At 39.0% G+C, this 18,619-nt stretch carries 15 protein-coding genes; 8 read left to right on the top strand and 7 right to left on the bottom strand.

Going from position 1 to position 18,619, the window contains the following annotated elements:
- Nucleotides 1–67: 67 nt before the first annotated feature.
- On the bottom strand, nt 68–811 hold the full coding sequence (locus BLR37_RS05755) for a carboxypeptidase-like regulatory domain-containing protein (RefSeq protein WP_090765776.1): 744 nt from the start codon (nt 809–811) through the stop codon (nt 68–70).
- A gap of 69 nt (nt 812–880) precedes the next feature.
- Nucleotides 881–1,228: a Spx/MgsR family RNA polymerase-binding regulatory protein gene (locus BLR37_RS05750; RefSeq protein WP_039475312.1), complete on the bottom strand. Its 348-nt coding sequence runs from the start codon at nt 1,226–1,228 to the stop codon at nt 881–883.
- A 459-nt stretch (nt 1,229–1,687) separates the two neighbouring features.
- Between BLR37_RS05750 and BLR37_RS05745 the strand changes: the two genes are divergently transcribed.
- The 3 genes from BLR37_RS05745 to BLR37_RS05735 all read left to right on the top strand — a co-directional run bounded on the left by BLR37_RS05745 (nt 1,688) and on the right by BLR37_RS05735 (nt 4,454).
- Nucleotides 1,688–3,226, top strand: a complete 1,539-nt coding sequence (locus tag BLR37_RS05745; protein WP_090765773.1) for a sensor histidine kinase — start codon at nt 1,688–1,690, stop codon at nt 3,224–3,226.
- Between the two features lie 198 nt (nt 3,227–3,424).
- On the top strand, nt 3,425–3,742 hold the full coding sequence (locus BLR37_RS05740) for a GIY-YIG nuclease family protein (RefSeq protein WP_090765771.1): 318 nt from the start codon (nt 3,425–3,427) through the stop codon (nt 3,740–3,742).
- Nucleotides 3,743–3,779: 37 nt separating this feature from the next.
- Complete coding sequence (locus tag BLR37_RS05735; protein WP_090765767.1) at nt 3,780–4,454, top strand: LytR/AlgR family response regulator transcription factor; 675 nt, start codon at nt 3,780–3,782, stop codon at nt 4,452–4,454.
- A 1-nt stretch (nt 4,455) separates the two neighbouring features.
- Here the strand turns inward: BLR37_RS05735 and BLR37_RS05730 are convergent, their stop codons facing one another.
- Nucleotides 4,456–10,818, bottom strand: a complete 6,363-nt coding sequence (locus BLR37_RS05730; protein WP_090765764.1) for an alpha-2-macroglobulin family protein — start codon at nt 10,816–10,818, stop codon at nt 4,456–4,458.
- A gap of 162 nt (nt 10,819–10,980) precedes the next feature.
- Here BLR37_RS05730 and ribH point away from each other — a divergent pair, with 162 nt between their 5' ends.
- The 3 genes from ribH to ytxJ all read left to right on the top strand — a co-directional run bounded on the left by ribH (nt 10,981) and on the right by ytxJ (nt 12,124).
- Complete coding sequence (gene ribH / locus BLR37_RS05725; RefSeq protein ID WP_090765761.1) at nt 10,981–11,472, top strand: 6,7-dimethyl-8-ribityllumazine synthase; 492 nt, start codon at nt 10,981–10,983, stop codon at nt 11,470–11,472.
- 110 nt (nt 11,473–11,582) lie between these two features.
- The gene (locus BLR37_RS25640; RefSeq protein ID WP_255420130.1) at nt 11,583–11,705 is read left to right on the top strand and encodes a hypothetical protein; all 123 of its coding nucleotides are present in this window, start codon (nt 11,583–11,585) and stop codon (nt 11,703–11,705) included.
- 86 nt (nt 11,706–11,791) lie between these two features.
- Nucleotides 11,792–12,124 carry a bacillithiol system redox-active protein YtxJ gene (gene ytxJ, locus BLR37_RS05720; protein ID WP_090765758.1) on the top strand — a complete coding sequence of 111 codons (333 nt, stop codon included), beginning with the start codon at nt 11,792–11,794 and terminating at the stop codon, nt 12,122–12,124.
- Nucleotides 12,125–12,511: 387 nt separating this feature from the next.
- Here ytxJ and BLR37_RS05715 read toward each other — a convergent pair whose 3' ends face one another.
- Nucleotides 12,512–14,029 carry a malate:quinone oxidoreductase gene (locus BLR37_RS05715; protein ID WP_090765755.1) on the bottom strand — a complete coding sequence of 506 codons (1,518 nt, stop codon included), beginning with the start codon at nt 14,027–14,029 and terminating at the stop codon, nt 12,512–12,514.
- 383 nt (nt 14,030–14,412) lie between these two features.
- Between BLR37_RS05715 and BLR37_RS05710 the strand changes: the two genes are divergently transcribed.
- On the top strand, nt 14,413–15,714 hold the full coding sequence (locus BLR37_RS05710) for a short-chain dehydrogenase (protein ID WP_090765752.1): 1,302 nt from the start codon (nt 14,413–14,415) through the stop codon (nt 15,712–15,714).
- 14 nt (nt 15,715–15,728) lie between these two features.
- Here the strand turns inward: BLR37_RS05710 and BLR37_RS05705 are convergent, their stop codons facing one another.
- Together BLR37_RS05705 and msrA are read right to left on the bottom strand one after the other, a co-directional pair.
- Nucleotides 15,729–16,082, bottom strand: a complete 354-nt coding sequence (locus tag BLR37_RS05705) for a VOC family protein (RefSeq protein ID WP_090765749.1) — start codon at nt 16,080–16,082, stop codon at nt 15,729–15,731.
- Between the two features lie 14 nt (nt 16,083–16,096).
- On the bottom strand, nt 16,097–16,696 hold the full coding sequence (gene msrA / locus BLR37_RS05700; RefSeq protein ID WP_090765746.1) for a peptide-methionine (S)-S-oxide reductase MsrA: 600 nt from the start codon (nt 16,694–16,696) through the stop codon (nt 16,097–16,099).
- A gap of 267 nt (nt 16,697–16,963) precedes the next feature.
- Here msrA and BLR37_RS05695 point away from each other — a divergent pair, with 267 nt between their 5' ends.
- Complete coding sequence (locus tag BLR37_RS05695; RefSeq protein ID WP_090765744.1) at nt 16,964–17,926, top strand: isopenicillin N synthase family dioxygenase; 963 nt, start codon at nt 16,964–16,966, stop codon at nt 17,924–17,926.
- A 148-nt stretch (nt 17,927–18,074) separates the two neighbouring features.
- Here the strand turns inward: BLR37_RS05695 and BLR37_RS05690 are convergent, their stop codons facing one another.
- A complete protein-coding gene (locus BLR37_RS05690; RefSeq protein WP_090765741.1) occupies nt 18,075–18,596 on the bottom strand; it encodes a hypothetical protein in 522 nt (173 codons plus the stop codon).
- Between the last annotated feature and the right edge of the window lie 23 nt (nt 18,597–18,619).

Here is an 18,619-nt window from a genome sequence, read left to right as displayed (position 1 = left end):
AAATATAAAAAATAACCACATATAGATTTATATGTGGTTATAATGTTACCAATCAGCCAGTAATTGGTTATTGATCTGCCTTTAATTTCGGCAAATCCTGCAATTTTCTTTCCTGTGGGGTTAATTTTTTCCAGGCAACAAAAGCCCGCGAAATGTAGAAGCTATAGCGGAATGGTCTTTCGCCTTTTACAGCCTCAACCGAAGGACGGTAAATAATCATGAAATTTTTAAGTTCTTCGCCTTCCAGCTTGGTTAAGTCGGTAATTGCCTTCGCGGTAAAGTTCTCGTCAATTTCCTCCATGTACATCTCTTTCTCCTCTAAATCGGCTTCTTTACGCTGTTGCCTTTTGTACTTGCCGTAGCCCAGGTTCAGGTTTAAACCACCAACTTTATCTGTCATTCGTTTACGGTTCAGGTTCCCTCCGGTACTAAGCAAGGTATATTTTTCGGCCAAAGGGTCTTTTGCATCAGTAATCTGGCTGTTCATTCTTACCGCGCTGATGTTGATATCCTTTAAATTATTGGTTTTAACCGGCAGGTAAATGGTCCGGTTTAGCAGATTGGTTAAATATAAGGTATCGGTATGGTAACCTACGGCAGAAAATTCGATCAGATCGCCAACGTTGGCCCCAATGGTATACCTTCCCTCTTTATTGGTAGTAGTTGTTTTTTTACTGTTCAAATTTCTAATGGTTACACCAGGTAATGAAAGTGTTTTCTTCGAAAAATCGAAAACTGTACCTGTAGTAACCGTTTGTGCAAAAGCACCAAAAGGCATAGCCAGCAATAGAAAAATGATTAGTTTGCGCATATTCAAAAGTAATTTAGTTATTCGTTTAAAATCTGCTTTTAACAAACTTTAACATTATAACAACCGGAATTAGATTAGTGTTTTTAAATAATTATCCTCATCAAAACCGATTAATACAGCCTTGTTGTTTTGCTCAATAACCGGACGCTTAATGGCACTGGTATTTTCTTTTAAATAGGCAATAGCTAAGTCCTGATTATTGATTGCTGCCTGCTCTTCTTTAGTCAGCTTTTTCCAGGTTAAACCTTTGCGGTTAAGCACGGTTTCCCAGCCAAAAATATTACACCACTCGTTTAACTTTTCGGTAGTAATACCTTTTTTCTTAAAATCGTGAAATTCGAAATCAATTTGGTTTGCTTTTAACCAATCGAGCGATTTTTTTACTGTATTGCAATTTGGAATTCCGTAAACGGTCATAATAAATTAAATGAGTGAATTATTGAATGATTAAATGAAAAATACTTAATCTTAAAAATTTAGTCAAAGATAATAAATAACCTGATAGCGATTGATTACGATAGGAGTAATTCCAATAGTTGATTGACTAAAATAACCATCAGATGGAAACATCTGACGGCACAATGAATAACCCGATAGCGATTGATTATGATCGGCGTAATTCAAATAGCTGATTGATTAAAATAACCATCAGATGGAAACATCTGACGGCACATTGATGCATTCATGTAAGATGTGGAAGATGGAAATATTCAATGGCACAGTCTTATACTACCTGATCTTAAAATCTTTCAATCCTAAAAATCCTATCCAACACATTAACTGTAGTCGTTCGTCACATTTTTAGCCCTGTCTGTCACATTTTAAATATTGGTATTATTGCGCTTTGTAAAATTGTGGCATAAACAAATCAACACAATGGAAATTATTTCTGGCAATCCTGCTTCCGAAAAAGCAAAAAACATTAACCAACTGGAGTTCTGGATCTCAACCACACTCTATATCCTGGCATTGATCAGCATTTGTACACAAACAACCTATAATTCGGGGTATTCCTATCATTTTAGCGCAAGCAGCATCGACTACAGCGTAATGAAGAACTTTTTCCTGCCCGAAATGTTCAAAATCAGTGTGGTCTATATCAGTTTTCTGCTGTTCAACTTCTGTTTTATGCCACAACTATCAAGGAAGAATAATATTGCACTAAACATTATACTTTCAATTTTGGTAACTGGCTTTTCTATTGTAGGCTGGATGGTGGCCAATACTTATGCACAGGCTTATCGCTTAGTCGATTTCGACAACATGAGCAATGCTTACGATATGCTTTTTGGTGAGGCTTTTACCTACGTATTTTTCCTGTACCTTTTATTTAATGCATACGCCTTCTTTAACGAAAGGGGTCTTGAACTATTAAATAAAATTCAGTTTTTAAGGGATTACAATCACAATATTGTTCAGGAGATTTTTACCACCACCCGGATTTGGCTCATTTCGCTTTTGGTGTTTGCAGCAGTGCTTTCGTTTAAGCTCGATTATGATTTACTGGTTATCTGGCTAATTGCGCCTCCGGTGAATATTTTTCTTGCCTTCTGCTCTATTTATTACATTATTCCAAACCTGCGTAAAAACCAGAAAGGTTTTGGCCGTTACTTTTGGGGTAATGTGGCTGTTAGTTCACTCATCACGCTCCTGTTGTTAATTATGCTGGTTCCGTTTATGCGCAATGGCGAGACTGTGCCGGTTACTTTAATATTAGCAGCCATAGCGATGGTTTGTATTACCACCCCATTGGCCTGGTACATTTATAAAAACAAATTCGAGAAGCAAACGGAAATCCAGATGCTGAAAACTGAACTGGGTAAATCAGATGCAAGTTTAAATTTTTTAAAATCTCAAATTAACCCGCATTTTCTTTTCAATGCTTTAAATACACTATTTGGTACGGCTTTGCAGGAAAATGCCGAAAGAACAGGCGAAGGTATTCAGAAACTGGGCGATATGATGCGTTTTATGTTGCACGAAAACACACAGGATAAAATTTCGCTTACGCGCGAAGTAGAATACCTGAACAATTACATCGACCTGCAAAAATTACGCACTTCACGGTCAGCAGATATCCGGATTGATGCACATATTGAAGAACAGATCAATAATCTGCAGATTACCCCTATGTTGCTGATCCCCTTTATCGAAAATGCTTTTAAACATGGCATCAGCCTGCAACAACCTTCCTACATCAAAATGACTTTACAGACTAAAGAAAGTACCCTGTATTTTGATGTAAGCAACAGCATTTACATTAAGGCAGATAATGACCCCGAAAAATTAAAAAGTGGTATCGGGCTCGAAAATGTAAAACAACGTCTTTCGTTGCTTTATCCGGGTAAGCACGAATTAATTATCCGCGAAAGTGCCAATGAGTTTTTTGTACATTTAACGTTGGAGTTGGTTTAGTTCTTCGAATTGACTCAGGATGGCAATTCGATCTCTTCTTAAAGCCTGTCACGCTGAGCGGAGTCGAAGCGATATAGAGAACAGCTTATATTATTATTTTTAAATATTTATTCTTCCACTCCACTCACGATGGCAATCAGATGCCTTCATAAAGCCTGTCACGCTGAGCGGAGTCTAAGTGTCTTTAAAGCATAAAACATGAAAACCTATACCGTTTACATCTTAAAATGTGCCGACTCCTCTTACTACACCGGAGTTACAAACGATATAGACAGGCGAATCTATGAACATGAAAACGCGGTAAACCCAACTTGTTATACTGCTGGGAGAAGACCATTAGTTTTAGTATTTTGCGAACACTTTGAAGATGTGAATGAAGCCATAGAATTTGAAAAACAAGTTAAAGGCTGGTCACGAAAAAAGAAAGAGGCGATTATAAATGACAATTGGGATAAGCTTAGGCCACTTTCAGTTTGCAACAATATAACCAGCCATAAAAATTACAAAAAACAGTAGGCTTCGACTCCGCTCAGCCTGACACCGACGAGAAAAAATGATTGCCATTGCTATAGATGATGAACCCATTGCATTAGATATTATAAAATCGCATGCCTCAAAAGTTCCGTTTATCACTTTGCAGGAAACTTTTACCGATGCTTTTGCGGCCATCACTTACCTTCAGCAACACAAAATTGACCTGATCTTTCTCGACATTAAAATGCCGGATATTAGTGGGATTGATTTTTTAAAAAGTCTGAGCAAGCCCCCAATGGTTGTTTTTACCACCGCATATACTGAACATGCCGTACAAAGTTTCGAACTTGATGCGGTTGATTACCTGCTCAAGCCCTTTTCCCTTTCGCGCTTTTTAAAAGCCTGCAATAAAGCACATGAGCTGTTTAACCTGCGGAGCGAAAAACAGGAGGCCAAAGCCAGCCACATTTTTATAAAAGATGGCTACGAACAGGTAAAAGTAGAACTGGATGAAATTTTGTACATCGAAGCATCGGGCAACTACACCCAAATTCAGCTCAAAAACAAACTGCTGAGCTCGCGCATTACCATTAACGATCTGGCCGATTTACTACCAAAAGCGGATTTTATCCGTTGTCACCGGGCGTTTATTGTAGCTAAAAACAAAATATCCAGATTTGACCGCAGCCAAATCTGGATAGAAGAGAAAGTTATTCCAATTGGTGCTACCTATAGCGGCATCCAACTTACCTAGCTTACTTTACATTCACACGTATTCCTGCCGAATGGGTCGTAAACTCTGGTGCATACATGCTTTGCAAAGTGGTAATACCGTTCGAAAAATTGCCGGGGTGTGTAACCCTTAACGGATATTCGAACACATAAGTTCCTTTAGGCATGTAACTGATAAAGAAATTGGTCGAAGCATCTTTAGTACTTTCGTAATAGCCCAAACCATCCTGGTACTTATATCTCGAAATTACATTAACCGGTTCAAAGCCCGATGAGCGCATATCTTTTAAGTGGATGTACTCCATATCGCGATCGCAAACTATTTCTACCCTTACTTTTACCAAATCGCCTGGCGCTAAAACATTAGTAGCGGTTAAAGGGGTTAAGATATTTCCCGTATTGCCGGCCTTTTGTAAAAACAGCTGTTTTTTAATTTTAACTCCTGTACTAGCCGGTGTAATTTTATCCAGTTGCTCAAAATACTGCCAGTACAAGGCACCCCAGGCAACTGTTTGGTTGTTATTTTTAACTTGCACCCTGCTCATTTCTGGTTTTACGTTTGCTCCTGCAATGGTTACTTTTTGATATCCTGTGCCCGCTTCTTTTACAGCCTCCGGACCTTGCAAATCGCTCAGTTTCTGGTTACCGATAGTGATTTGCGGTTCATAGCTTTCACTTAGCAAATCGGTGCCTTTCATTAACAAAGCATAACAGGCCGCAACTGTAGCTTTTGTAGTTTTCCAATCGTTAGTCTGTTTGTTTTTTAACAACCAGATTTTCATTTCCTCAACTGCTTTCACATCACCGGCTACTTCATCAAAGGCTTCGATCAGCAAAGCTTGTGTTTCAACCGGACTTTGGTACCACCACCATCCAGCTTTATTCTTGGCCCAGTACATGCCCAGCTCTTCATTTTGTTGTGCGGTCTGTTTAAGTAAGGTGATGATCTTTTGAGCTTCGGCAGTATTGCCATTCCTGCTTAAAACCAAAGCGGTTTGCGCCAACTGATAGGTATCGAAAGTTTTCCAGTTTGCGGTTAATCTTTTCAGGTAAAAATCTCTGGCTTTTACAAAATCTGCACTGCTATTTTTGGGGTTGGTATAACTTCTTGCAAATAAATAATGTAGTGGCAGATAGCCGAAGTGATTTCCTTTCAGTTCCTGTTTATAATCCTGAACCAATTGTGCATCTAAATAAGCAATGGCTTTATTGAGTATGGTATTAAAACCTGGATAAGCTTTTTCATCGACCATTTTCAGTTTTTTTAACTGCCCCATACCTAAAACAATGTGCTGGGTAATGTAGCGGTCTTCTCTCATGCCGGTAAACCACGGAAATGCCCCATTGTTGTACTGCATTTTGGCCAGCTTATCGTAATTGTTCTTCAATTCATAGGTCATCCGGTTTAAATCGAAAAGTACAGCCAGGCGTTTTTTACGTTCGCTTTCGTTATCGGCATTACGTACCCATGGTGTTTCTTCGAGTAAAACGGCTTTTAGTTCCTGATTTTTCTCTAGATTGGACAAAAGTGCTTCGCCTTTGTTGGTGTTTTGCCACTGCGCAAAAACTGTTTTAATTTTTGGCGATGAATTGATGATTCCTGTAGCAAAGCTATTGGCATAAAAGCGGCTGAAAGTTTGTTCGGCACATTCATAAGGATATTCCATCAGGTAAGGTAAGGCCTGTACGGCATACCAAACCGGGTTGGAGGTAAACTCGAAGGTTAAACTTTGGTTGCGCAAAGTTTTCGATGCACCCGATTTTTCGAGTTTCTCCATATTAAATGTTTTAGTGCTGTTACCCCGCACATTTACCGGCATACTTTCAGTTATGAGCATCGCATTGGGTAACACCGGAATGGTATTTTCTTCGCCATCACTAAACTTGCCACTTTCAGCCAAAACCTTGTAGGTAATGGCATTAATACCCGATGGGATAATTAATGTCCATTTTAAAACTGAACTTCCTTCATTATCCACTTCAAAGGTCTTTTCTGGCTTGTCTGCCAGACCAAAAATCTGAATTCGCTTACCTGTTAATGCATCGGTTAAAGCTAAACGAGCCTTACCATCCAGTTTTTTACCAGCTAAATTGTTTAGCTTAGCACTTAACAAAATGGTATCGCCTTCGCGGAAAAACCGTGGTGTATTAATCGCAATGGCGAGTTGTTTCTGAGTAACAAGCTCTTTGGTAACCGATGCCGTTTTTAAATCTTTGGTGTGGGCAAAACCCATCATTTTATACCGTGTTAACGATTGTGGAATGGTAAATTCGATCTTAATTTCGCCATTGGCATCGGTTAACAATTGCGGATAGAAAAACGCCAGTTCGTTGAAATTGGTACGTGGTACTATATTATTGTTTTTGATAACAAGTTTGCCATTTACAATTTCCAACCCGGTTTTAGGATCGTAACTGTTAATGCTTACAAAATCGTATACTTTATTATCTTCAACCACAGTTGAGAGCCCCCTTAACTTTACTTGGCCCCCTGCCGCTTTACCTTCCAACGGCGCACTCGATATCTGGGTCACAGAGCCAGTCATGCTTTCCTTTCGTTGTGTTCCATATCCCACTACCATTACCTCTTTTAAGGCTTCCCCATCTGGCTTCAGGGTTACATCCATTCTCTTTTTATTGCCCACAACCACGGTTTGGTTCTTAAAACCGATATAAGCAAAACTAATCTTATCGCCGGCTTTGGCATCGATAGTATAAATACCGAACACGTTGCTGGTGGTTGCCAATTTACCTGACCTGATCTGCACGCCTGGGACTGTTTCTCCCTGATCATCGAACACTACGCCATAGGTCAACTTGCCCTTTTCAAGCTCAGCCAGTTTTTGAATAGCTTCTGGCAATAACCCTTTCTTTTTGCCCCGCTTTAGGTTACTAAGGTAGTTGCGGTAAGCATAATTGTAACCGCCATAATAACTGTAACCAAAGAGGTTAAGGTTTTCGTACTTACGAGTAATGGTAGCGTAATCGATGCCCGATCTTAAAAACCACAAATAGCCTGGGTTAGCCTTATTGTTGGTATTAAATGTCCAGTTGTAGAAGTAGTAATTAAAACTGGTTTGTAAATAAGGGTTCCAATCCATTTTCTTAAAGTCGTCCAGACTGGCATCGTAAAGGGTGGCAATCATTTCGGCCATCTGCTTTTCGCCATTGCTATTGCTGATTTGCAATTTCCAGCTTTCCTTTTCGCCCGGTTGCAATTTATCCCTGAAGGTTAAAAACTTTATATCGAGCGCTTTTTTAGGATCAATAATTCTAACCTGCTGCATTGAATTGTAAACCATGCCCTCATGCACCATAATAAACTGCACAGCAAAGCCATCTTCATAATTGGCATCGGGCTTAATGGTCACGATGCTTTGTTTAGTTGAGAGGTTAAGCCAAACTTTGCGGGTAACACTATCGCGGTAATACACTTCATAATAGCCCTTACTGTTATCAGATAAACCCGCTAAACGAAAAACAGCACTTTCACCAGGTTTAATTACACTTGCCACTGTACTCACCCACTCTGCATTGGATTGAATTTGTGCTGGTTGCTCATGGTAAACCACCAGGTATTTATCTACTTTAATGGTATCATTTTGCCCGTTAATGGCCGTTAAATTAATTTTATAGTAGCCTGGTTTTAAATCGCGCTGACTAAATTCCAAATTGCCCCGGCCATTTTTAACAGTAAGATTTTGCTTCAGTTCTACCGATTTTACCGGCCATTTGGCTACTTCCAATTCGTTATTGTAATCTTCATCAGGGAAAATTTTGATAAACTCCTCTTTGGTCATCGTATACTTTTCGGCATAAAAAGGACTTTTATTCATCAACCTTGACGGGGCCTGCAACAAACTCCATTCGGCTTTAACACTGGCCTTAATGGGTTCGTTATTTAAGTTGCTCACCCAAAAATCAAGGCTATCGCGCTTACTATCCACATAGATGACCTGCTCGCCACTCACGCTCAGATTAATATCTTTTCGCCCCGCATTAACTGAAGTGGTTTTGCTCCGGGTTTCGCCATTTAAATCGATTACTTCTGCTTCAATATCATAACTGTAATTCAGTTTCGTATCAATAGCTTTTGCAAAAAATGTAATATCAAATTTGCCTCCAGCCCTGGTTGTTGTTTTACCAATAGCCACTTGTTTTCTTTCAAAGGCACGTGAACCATAAATAGCCGATTGCTCCACATTATTTAACCGGTAATCGTAAAGCGCCCTGCGAAAAACCTTATAATTCACACTGGCGTTACTTACCGAATATCCCGAAAAAGCGTTGGCCTTGCCCATAACCCTAATGCTGTCGTTTAGTTTATACCGCTGGTTGGGTTTATCGAAAACGACTTCAAAAGTTGGCCTTTTATACTCTTCTACCTGCACGCCAATATCACCATCTTCAGTACCAATGATCATACGACCGTTTAATTTACCAATCGGAACACTGAAAGAACCCTGAAAAGTACCATAATCATTACTCGTTACACTGGTTGTGGCAATTTTCTTTCCATTGGCATCTTTAAAATAAACTTCGAGCGTTTTATTTACCTCAATTTTGTTTTTGCCATCGTTTGATAACAAGCACAAACCCTTATAGTAAACTGTTTGCCCCGGACGGTAAATGGGCCTATCGGTAAAAAAGATTACACGGTTTTCGTCTTCCCTATCCCGATAGTAATTGTAATTGTTGATGTTTAATTTCAGTTCATCTTTCCCCAATGTAACCAGTGCCCAGGAGATGTTATTATTGATTTCACTGGTGCTGGCATACCCCTGATCGTTAGTGGTGAGCAAAGCACCGTTAACATATTTACGGGTATTGTAATCGTATTGCTGTTGCTGAATTTTAACGTTTTTTAAAGGAGTACCATTGTTAAGCTGACTTACAAAATATTCGTGTTTATCGATATTAATCCTGTTAATTACTGCCATACCGGTGACCTCAAAATTGATTATACTGTAAACGGTATCCTGCTGTGCACGGTTAATGGCCTGAGCAATTAAGGTATAATCGTTAAAGGGCAAACCCTCCATTTTATCAATTAAAGTATGTGTCTGGTAATCGCTGGTTTTGGGTACTACTACCATCCACTCTTTTAAAGTCTTTTTATTTTTCAGGAAATCGAAAAAATCCTTTTTGCTATCAAACTGCTGATACTCATTTTTATCTTCAGGTTTTTTAAAAAGCCTGAAATATACCATATCAACATTTTTATATGACAAATGGAGTTGGGCAGCTTTTTCGGGCTGTAAATAGCCTTTGGTTTGGATAGTAAGCTGACTGCTTTTGATCTGGCTAATTAAATTTTCAGCATTTTTTGCGCCGATACTTTTAGGATAACTTTTGATAGCCTTTTCAGCCAGGGCAACTGCAGTGATCAGATTTTGTTTGTTGGTATCAATCTGCAGCGCTGTATTTTTATGAATCAAAGCTTGCTCATACAAAACATCGGCATAAACTTCGCTCCCTGTACTTTGATCGGCCAAATTGCTTAAAGCTGATGCAAAAGCTTCGGGATTATCGCTCATAAAATACTGCCGAACAAACTTGAGTCTGCTCAGGTCAACATCGGTGAGGGCAGGTAAATTATTATTGCTTTGATGAAAACTGATTAGGTTTTTGAATAACTGCAGCGCCTGTAGCTTAAATGAAATACTATCAACAGATAATTTAACGGCTAAAAAATCAGCGCGGCTACCCAATAATGCCGGATTGTTTTTATCCAGCAACTCATCATCGTAACTGGTCAGGTTGATTTGTGTATTGCTAAAAACATCAATAGCACGGTGTGCCAGTAAATCGTAAAGTGTTGGCCTGAAATTCCTGTTGCTTTTATCTCCTGCTAAAACGGCATCTAAAACATCAACTTTAGTTTGTTGTAAAAGCGAAACTTCATTTAACGATAACAGGTAATATTTTACAGTCTCCTTATTCAGTTTTTTGATGTCCCAGGTTTTAATATCATCGCCAATTTCGCCCTGTACTTCGGTGCGTTGCATAATCTGCCAGTTATTATCTCTCAGGTAATTCCAGTAGGTTTCGGCCAGGAGCGATTGCAGGATACTTTTTTCGGGTTGTTTGGCGATGTTGATATCCTGACGTAAATCGATCAGAATCTGGTTAAAGGCATCTTCTTCCAGATAGCTTTGAAACAACATGCGGTAAATTACCGATTTGATAATTAAAGGCGTGTTATGTGTTTCGCGTGCCTGTTTGTTAATTTTTCCAATCAATGCCAGGGCATCTTTAGGCTGGGCGCGGTTGGCAATTGAATCTACCCGGTGAAAATCATCTAAAGTATATTGCTGCGCCGATACATTTAGCGAAAGTAAAAAGGCACAGCATACGGAAGCGAAAAAGCGTAAATATAGGTTCATAAATAACTGAGGTTTTAATATAGATGGGCATTGCGCTGAAATTCCATAAAGGTTTAGCGTTTTATCTGATTTAGATACTAATGTATTATTAACCAATTAAATGTTACAAGTTACAAACATTATCGTTTTTAACATTCAAAGCATAAGCTTATCTTTGCACGCATGTCAACACAACTAAAAAATCTATCCGATTTCTCTCATACCACGGTTCCTAGCGGAGCAGACTATAAATTCGGTATTATCGTAGCCGAGTGGAATGCCGAAATTACCGGCGCTTTGTACAATGGTGCATTAAAAACTTTGCTGGCCAATGGTGTAAAAGAAGAAAACATTGTTTCATTACCTGTACCAGGCAGTTTCGAATTAACCGGTGGTGCCGAAATTTTATTGAGCAAAAGAAGTGATATTGATGCGGTAATTTGCCTGGGTTGTGTAATTCAGGGCGATACCAAACATTTCGATTTCATTTGCGATGCGGTAGCACAAGGAGTAACCAATGTTGGCATTAAATATAGCAAACCTGTAATTTTTGGAGTTTTAACTACCAATAATCTTGAGCAGGCACAAGATCGTGCAGGTGGCAAACATGGCAATAAAGGCGATGAAGCCGCAATTACAGCCATTAAAATGGCCGATTTTTCTGCAAACATTTAACATTGCCTTTTAATTATTATTTGTAACTTAGAGATTCAATATTAATCCGATCTGATGAAATGATCATGATTTCCATGAAAACTTCATCAATTTGAAACAAAATTATACAGATGAAAAAAGTAGCCATTTTATTATTGGCGGTGTTTTGCACCATTACCATTTTAGAATCTTGTTCTTCTAAACTTTGTCCCGCATACGGATCTTATCCGGAAGGAAAACGCAGAAGAAATTAATCTACAATCTTTTAATTCTCATATTCAGGTCATTTGCAGAACTTTATTCGACTGCAGGTGTTATTCTGAAAACAATAAATATATTCATGAATTGGGTTAATTTAACTTCAGTAGAACAACTTGAAGAAATCAAAAATGCAAGTGGCTACAGTCTTATTTTCAAGCACAGCACACGTTGCTCAATCAGCTTGATGGCTAAAAAGAATTTTGAGTTTGACTGGGACGTGATTCCATCGGATACTAAACTCTTCTTTTTAGATCTGATTAGCTACCGTGATATTTCGAACCAGATTGCCGAAATATTTCAGGTTGCGCACCAATCACCACAAATTTTATTAATTAAAGACGGTGAATGTGTATTGGAAGCTTCTCACAGCGATATTTCTGCTGAAGAAGTGGCAGAAGTAATTGCAGCTTAAGCAATAAAAAAATAATTTGATAAACAGAGGGTATTCAAGCAATTGGATACCCTTTTTTGATTATTACTGGTTGGTGGCCCACCAACCAGCTTTATTGATCTCGGTTTCGGTCGTTGGGCCACCGACCAATAGGGTTGCGAATAGAACTTTATCTGTCTGTAGAGTTCCAAAGGGCTCTACAGATTACAGCATAGAAAAGAGTCTCTGACTCGTTCTTAAAAGTTGAGTTATAAACTCAATCTTATTCATCAATCCGTAGAAACGCTGCGCTTAACTCTACGGAAAGGATATGGCTTTATTTCGGTCGGTGGGCCACCGACCGATGAGGCCAACAAAAAAGGCCTGTGTAAACACAGACCTTTGATATAATTTATTAGTGGCTATATATTAAGCAACCACCGTATTTTCTATTTTCAACACCTTAGATGTTCTTGTTCTCGTTTCTTTGCAAAGCGTCGGATCCTGAGCCAAAGCTTTACCATAAGTTGGGATCATCTCTCTGATTTTAGCCTGCCACTCGTCGGTAGCTAAATCTTCTGCAAAGCAACGGTTCAATAAATCGAGCATAATAGAAACGGCTGTTGATGCACCAGGAGAAGCACCCAATAAAGCCGCAATAGAACCATCGGCTGCATTTACCACTTCAGTACCGAATTCCAAAATACCACCTTTTTTCTCATCTTTTTTAATTACCTGTACCCTTTGACCAGCGTATTCCAGTTCCCAATCTTTTAATTCGGCAGTTGGTAAATATTCTTTTAACGCTTCTAACCTGTCTTCAGGAGATTGTCTAACCTGCTCAATTAAATATTTCGTTAAATCCAAATTGTGCAACCCGGCCGAAATCATCGGGCGGATATTGTTGAACTTAATCGACTTTGGCAAATCTAAAAACGAACCATTTTTAAGGAATTTAGTTGAAAAGCCTGCATAAGGGCCAAACAACAAAGCTTGTTTGCCATTAATCATGCGGGTATCCAGGTGTGGTACCGACATAGGCGGCGCACCGACTGCAGCTTTACCGTAAACCTTGGCATGGTGTTTTTTAATAATCTCTTCGTTGGTACATTTTAACCATTGCCCGCTCACCGGGAAACCGCCAAAACCTTTTCCTTCTGGAATATCAGATTTTTCTAATAATGGCAATGAGCCACCGCCAGCACCGATAAATACAAATTTAGCTACACGCTTACGTTTATCACCGCTATCCAGGTCTTTTACCTTTACAATCCAGTTACCATCCTTATTTTTTTTCAAATCGCGGATTTCGTGATTGAAGAACAAATTAACGTTAGGCTGTTGTTTAAGGTTATTAAACATATCGCGGGTAAGCGTACCAAAGTTAACATCGGTACCTAAATCCATTTTAGTTGCAGCAACCTTCTCGTTTTTTTTGCGGCCTTCCATAATTAATGGTGCCCAGGTTTTTACGAGTTCTGTATCTTCGGTATACTGCATATCGCTAAACAAATCGCATTGGGTTAATGCATCGTAGCGTTTTTTCAGGTAATCGACATTCTTTTTACCCCAAACAAAACTCATGTGCGGAATGTTGCGGATAAAATTACAAGGATCTGAAACCAGTCCCTTTGTTACTAAGTATGACCAAAACTGTTTGGAAACTTCGAAATGCTCGGCAATCTGAACGGCTTTTTTTGTTTCAACCGTGCCGTCCTTCTTCTCGGGCGTGTAGTTTAATTCGCAAAAAGCAGAGTGTCCCGTTCCGGCGTTATTCCAGGCATCAGAACTTTCTGCTGCCGCAATATCTAAACGTTCGTAAATTTCAATGCTTAAATTGGGTTCTAATTGTTTTAATAAAACACCCAGGGTTGCACTCATGATGCCCGCCCCTATTAAAATTACATCAGCGTCAGTTTTACCAACTGTCTTTTTCTTTTTTGTCATCTTATTCTAAAGGAGTTACAAATTTAACACGATTTTAAACATCCTACGAATTTTAGGGCATTAAATCTGAAAAAAATTGCGTAAAAACGAGAAATACTGCTCTCTTTTTAATTGATTCTAATCAAATTTTAATCCAAATTTTCGCCCGAATCAGAGATGCATCAAAAAAGACATTCAATAAACAAAAGGCCGTAATATTAATTTACTAAATGAGACTTATATTTCCTCAAGATATTTACCATTTTGCTCGTAAAGTCGTTCATTTTTTAAAAGTTCGATAATGAATTTGAAAATCGAAAAGCAAAAACCAGCATAATGAGCAATTTTTATTTTTTTACTTACTAAAATGCTAGTTTTATAGATCTATTATTTACCACAACGCTATGAAAAATTTAATTTTAATCTGCCTTGCGCTTTTTCTTGCCAGGTGTTCTAAAGAAAAAACAGACCAGGCTTTGCTCGAACTGGACAAAAAGAAACTGGAAGAAAATATTAATTATGATAAAATCACTTTCTACAAGTTTGCCAAAATCGCTGTACGCTCTTCTGCGTTGCAAGATACTACCCTTCCCGAGTATCAGAAATTCAGCAAACAGGCACAAAGTGTTGTAAAAACTTTAAATGCAGTAAATGCACACCAAAACGAAAGCATTTCGGTAATTGATGCGCTGAGGATTTACCAGGAATACCGCTCGGTTAAGCAATTTGTAAAAGAAACCGACGAAGACGTTTTCCCGCTTTTAACCAGTGGTTTTATCGCCATGAAAACAGGTTCTAAAACCCCACTGCCATTTTTTAAAAATGCCGAAAAGGCAAACTACCAAAACATTGAACATGCCGTACTCAGTATGGTGGTGTTGGCAACACGCGATTTGGGACAACCCTTTGCACTTTACGAATGCGCCAAAACGCAACCCGAACTGCTTGATGATTGCGAAATTAAGACCTTGCTCGAATTTGTAAGGGGTTTTCTGTTTTTTAGTAATAGTCTCTTTTACTTGTCGGAGGATGGCCTTTCGAGAAATATTAAATGGCTCGATAAAAATGAAAAGATCCCGTTGCCTTACACGAAAGCCTTTTTTGGCTGGAGCCGCCTGAATGATGAGCAAAGCCACCTGGCTTTTCACAGCATGAATTATCTGTTCAGAGGTTTCGACCGGATGCGGATGGAACGTAAAATAGATGAAGAAAGATCGCTTGAAGATTTTGAGGTGTTTTTAACTGACATGAATAAACTTGGCATCCAGAACGAACTGGTTTGGGGAGTTACCGCCTACCTATACTTAAAGAAAGAGCAGCCCGAAAAATCGATTCCAGCCTTAGAAAAACTTAGTACAAGCCCTTTAATTTCAAATACCGAGCGCGAAGCCCTGCAACAAACCATTGCTTACGTAAAAGACCGCAAATCGGACAAGGCTTTAAACAGCGTTTACGACAAGGCCTTTATGGGTAAAATTGCCACCCGTTACATGTTTGCCGTACTGGCAAAGGTAGACTGGGAAAAAGTAATGAAGCAACAAGGCGTTCCGTACACGGGAGAAGTGTTTGCAGGAATAGGTAAATTTAAAGCCTTGTCTAACGCAGTAAGCCAATATACCCAGGCTTCAACACTAGAAAAAGGCAAAAAAGAAATTGGTAAAAAATGCAGCGAACTACTCGAAAAAGCTAAAGGTTTTATCAACTAATTATGCAAATGATCTTAACCAATATGGCTTAATATATTAATCAGTTTACCAAATGGATCGCGCGTGTAAAACCGCCTTACCCCCCAATCTTCGTTAACAGGGCCGTATTCAACAGGGAATCCGGCCGCTTTTACTTTTGCCAATACATCGTCAACATCTTCTACCTCGATAGATAGATCGGGTGTTGCTGTACCCGATCCACCTTCAGCAGCAAAACTGATTTGCACATCCATTTTTTGTCCGGGTGCACCATAAGTTGTTATCCAGCCGTGATCCATCATCACTTCCAGGCCTAAAATATCCTGATAAAACCTGGCTGCTCTGGCAATTTCTGAAGTGTTTACATTAACTACTATTCTTTTAACCATAAAAGCACAAGTGGTTAATTTTTAAGCTTTGCTTTAAATATTTTTTCCAGTTTTTCTATTTTGGGCTGAATAACCAATCGGCAGTAAGGCTCGCTTCCGTTTTTATTAAAATAGTTTTGGTGGTAATTTTCGGCAACGTAAAAAGGCTTGGCAGCCTCAATGGCTGTTACTACTTTTTTGCCAAAAGCATTGGTTTTATTCAATTCGGCCTTGTACTTCTCGGCTGAGGCCTTTTGCTCGGCGCTGTGGTAAAAAATAACCGAGCGGTATTGCGTTCCGCTGTCGGCACCCTGGCGGTTTAGCGTTGTAGGATCGTGGCTTTTCCAGAATACTTCCAGCAATTCATCATAAGAAATTACCAATGGATTGTAGGTAATTTCGAGTACTTCGGCATGTCCGGTTGCGCCTGTACATACCTCCTCATAAGTTGGATTGCTTAGCGTACCGCCTTCATAGCCCGATTTAACCGAAACTACACCTTTTAAACGTTGAAAAATGGCTTCGGTACACCAGAAACAGCCCATACCAAAGGTTGCCTTTTCTGTTTTCTTTCCCTGTGCCTGTACCTGATTGATGGCCAAAACAGCCAATAGTATTAAAATTATTTTTCTCATTGTGTGTTTATTTTTATTAGTCGCAAACAAGCCTTTATCCTTACAGCATTACCGGATTATTTACATCTAATTATACGAAATAAATAATGGTGTAGTTTGCTTTAAAATTATAATGGATTTAGTGTGACAATCGAACATTTCATGCATTTCATTGTTTTTGTTAATAACTTAAAAAACTGTATATTAATCCATTAATAGGATATCACTAACACAAAAATCAGTTATTAACAATTCTTTCTAAATTCGTACAACATTAAATTTAAAATTATGTCAACACCTTATATTCCTTGTTTAGATTTAGGCTCGTACATTAACGGCACCGAAGAAGAACGCAAAAAATTTTCTGATGAACTGGGCAGGGCCTTTAACGATTCGGGCTTTGTAACCATTACCAACCATGGCCTGAGCCAGGAACTGATTGATAAACTTTACGAAAACATTAAAGCTGCTTTTGCTCTACCGGTAGAAACAAAAAGGAAATATGAAAAACCTGAGCTGGCTGGCCAACGCGGTTATACCAGTGCAGGAAAAGAAACTGCAAAAGGTGCCAAAACACCCGATTTGAAAGAATTCTGGCAAATTGGTCAGGAGGTTACCGATGGCGATCCGGTTAAAAACGAATATCCGGACAACGAGGTTTTAACTGAATTACCCGAATTTAATCCGGTTACCAGCGAAATTTACAAGAAACTGGAGGAAAACGGAACGCATTTATTGCGTGCCATTGCTACTTATCTGGAATTGCCAATTAACTATTTCGACAAGCACGTACATAATGGCAATTCGATTTTAAGGGGAATCCATTACTTCCCGATCGAAAACCCCGAATTGATTCCGGATGATGCTGTACGTGCAGGTGCCCATGAAGACATTAACTTAATTACCTTATTAATTGGTGCCAGTGCCGATGGTCTAGAAGTTTTAACCCGCAGCAACGAGTGGTTACCAATTAAAGCACACCATACTGATATTGTGGTAAACGTGGGCGATATGCTACAGCGTTTAACCAACAACAAATTAAAATCAACTACGCACAGGGTGGTAAATCCTCCACGCGAGCTGATGAAAACTTCGCGTTTCTCGGTTCCTTTCTTCCTGCACCCACGCAGTGATATGGATTTAACCAGCTTACCATCAACTATCGATGCCGAGCACCCTAAAGCCTACAGCGATATGACTGCAGGTGAATATCTGGATGAACGATTGAGGGAGATTGGGTTGAAGAAATAGTTTGGAGTTTTCAGTATTCAGTTTGCAGTCGCTGACAAAACGTAAACAAAAATTAAAGCACCGGTTAAAAACCAGTGCTTTTTTTGTTATTAAACATTAGTATTACTATTAAATCAGTCATACTGATCTAATACAGGCAATACTCTTTTTAATTCTTCAACAAACTCCTTACTGTAACCTGTGGCGTTTCGCCAGCTGGTACAATAAAAATAGCATCATTTTCTATCACCTGGCCCTGATCGAAATAATACCCGGCGGTAACCGGCAATATTGCACTGATGGTTTTCCCATCTTTGTCTTTGGTAGCATAGGTAACATTAATTAAATGCGTTTTCATGCCAACCTGTAGCTTTTTTGAGGTTAACCTCGCACCCGTAGCATTAGTACAATCTAATTCTACAATTTTTGAATTGGATATACCAGATAAATCAAGCGAACTAGCCAGGCGAATATTAAACGATTTGCCACTGTTGTTCTTCACCGAAGCCAGCACCTTATAACGATCAAAGTCCTGGTCTTTGATGTTTACCTTTTCTTTGTTCACGATGGTATAGGTTACGGCAATACCATTTACGTTTACGGTTTCTCCATCTTTAATCTGCTGTGCTTTAACGATAGCTGTCGTTCCACAAAAAAGCAGCAGAAGAGCCAGTGTTTTAGTCCATTTCATATTAATTTGTTTTTTTAGGTTTA

It is taken from the genome of Pedobacter soli (assembly GCF_900101435.1).
In the GTDB taxonomy this organism is placed as follows: domain Bacteria; phylum Bacteroidota; class Bacteroidia; order Sphingobacteriales; family Sphingobacteriaceae; genus Pedobacter; species Pedobacter soli.
The sequence above is the reverse complement of the archived record's forward strand: the minus strand, read 5'-3'. Positions and strand labels throughout refer to the sequence as shown.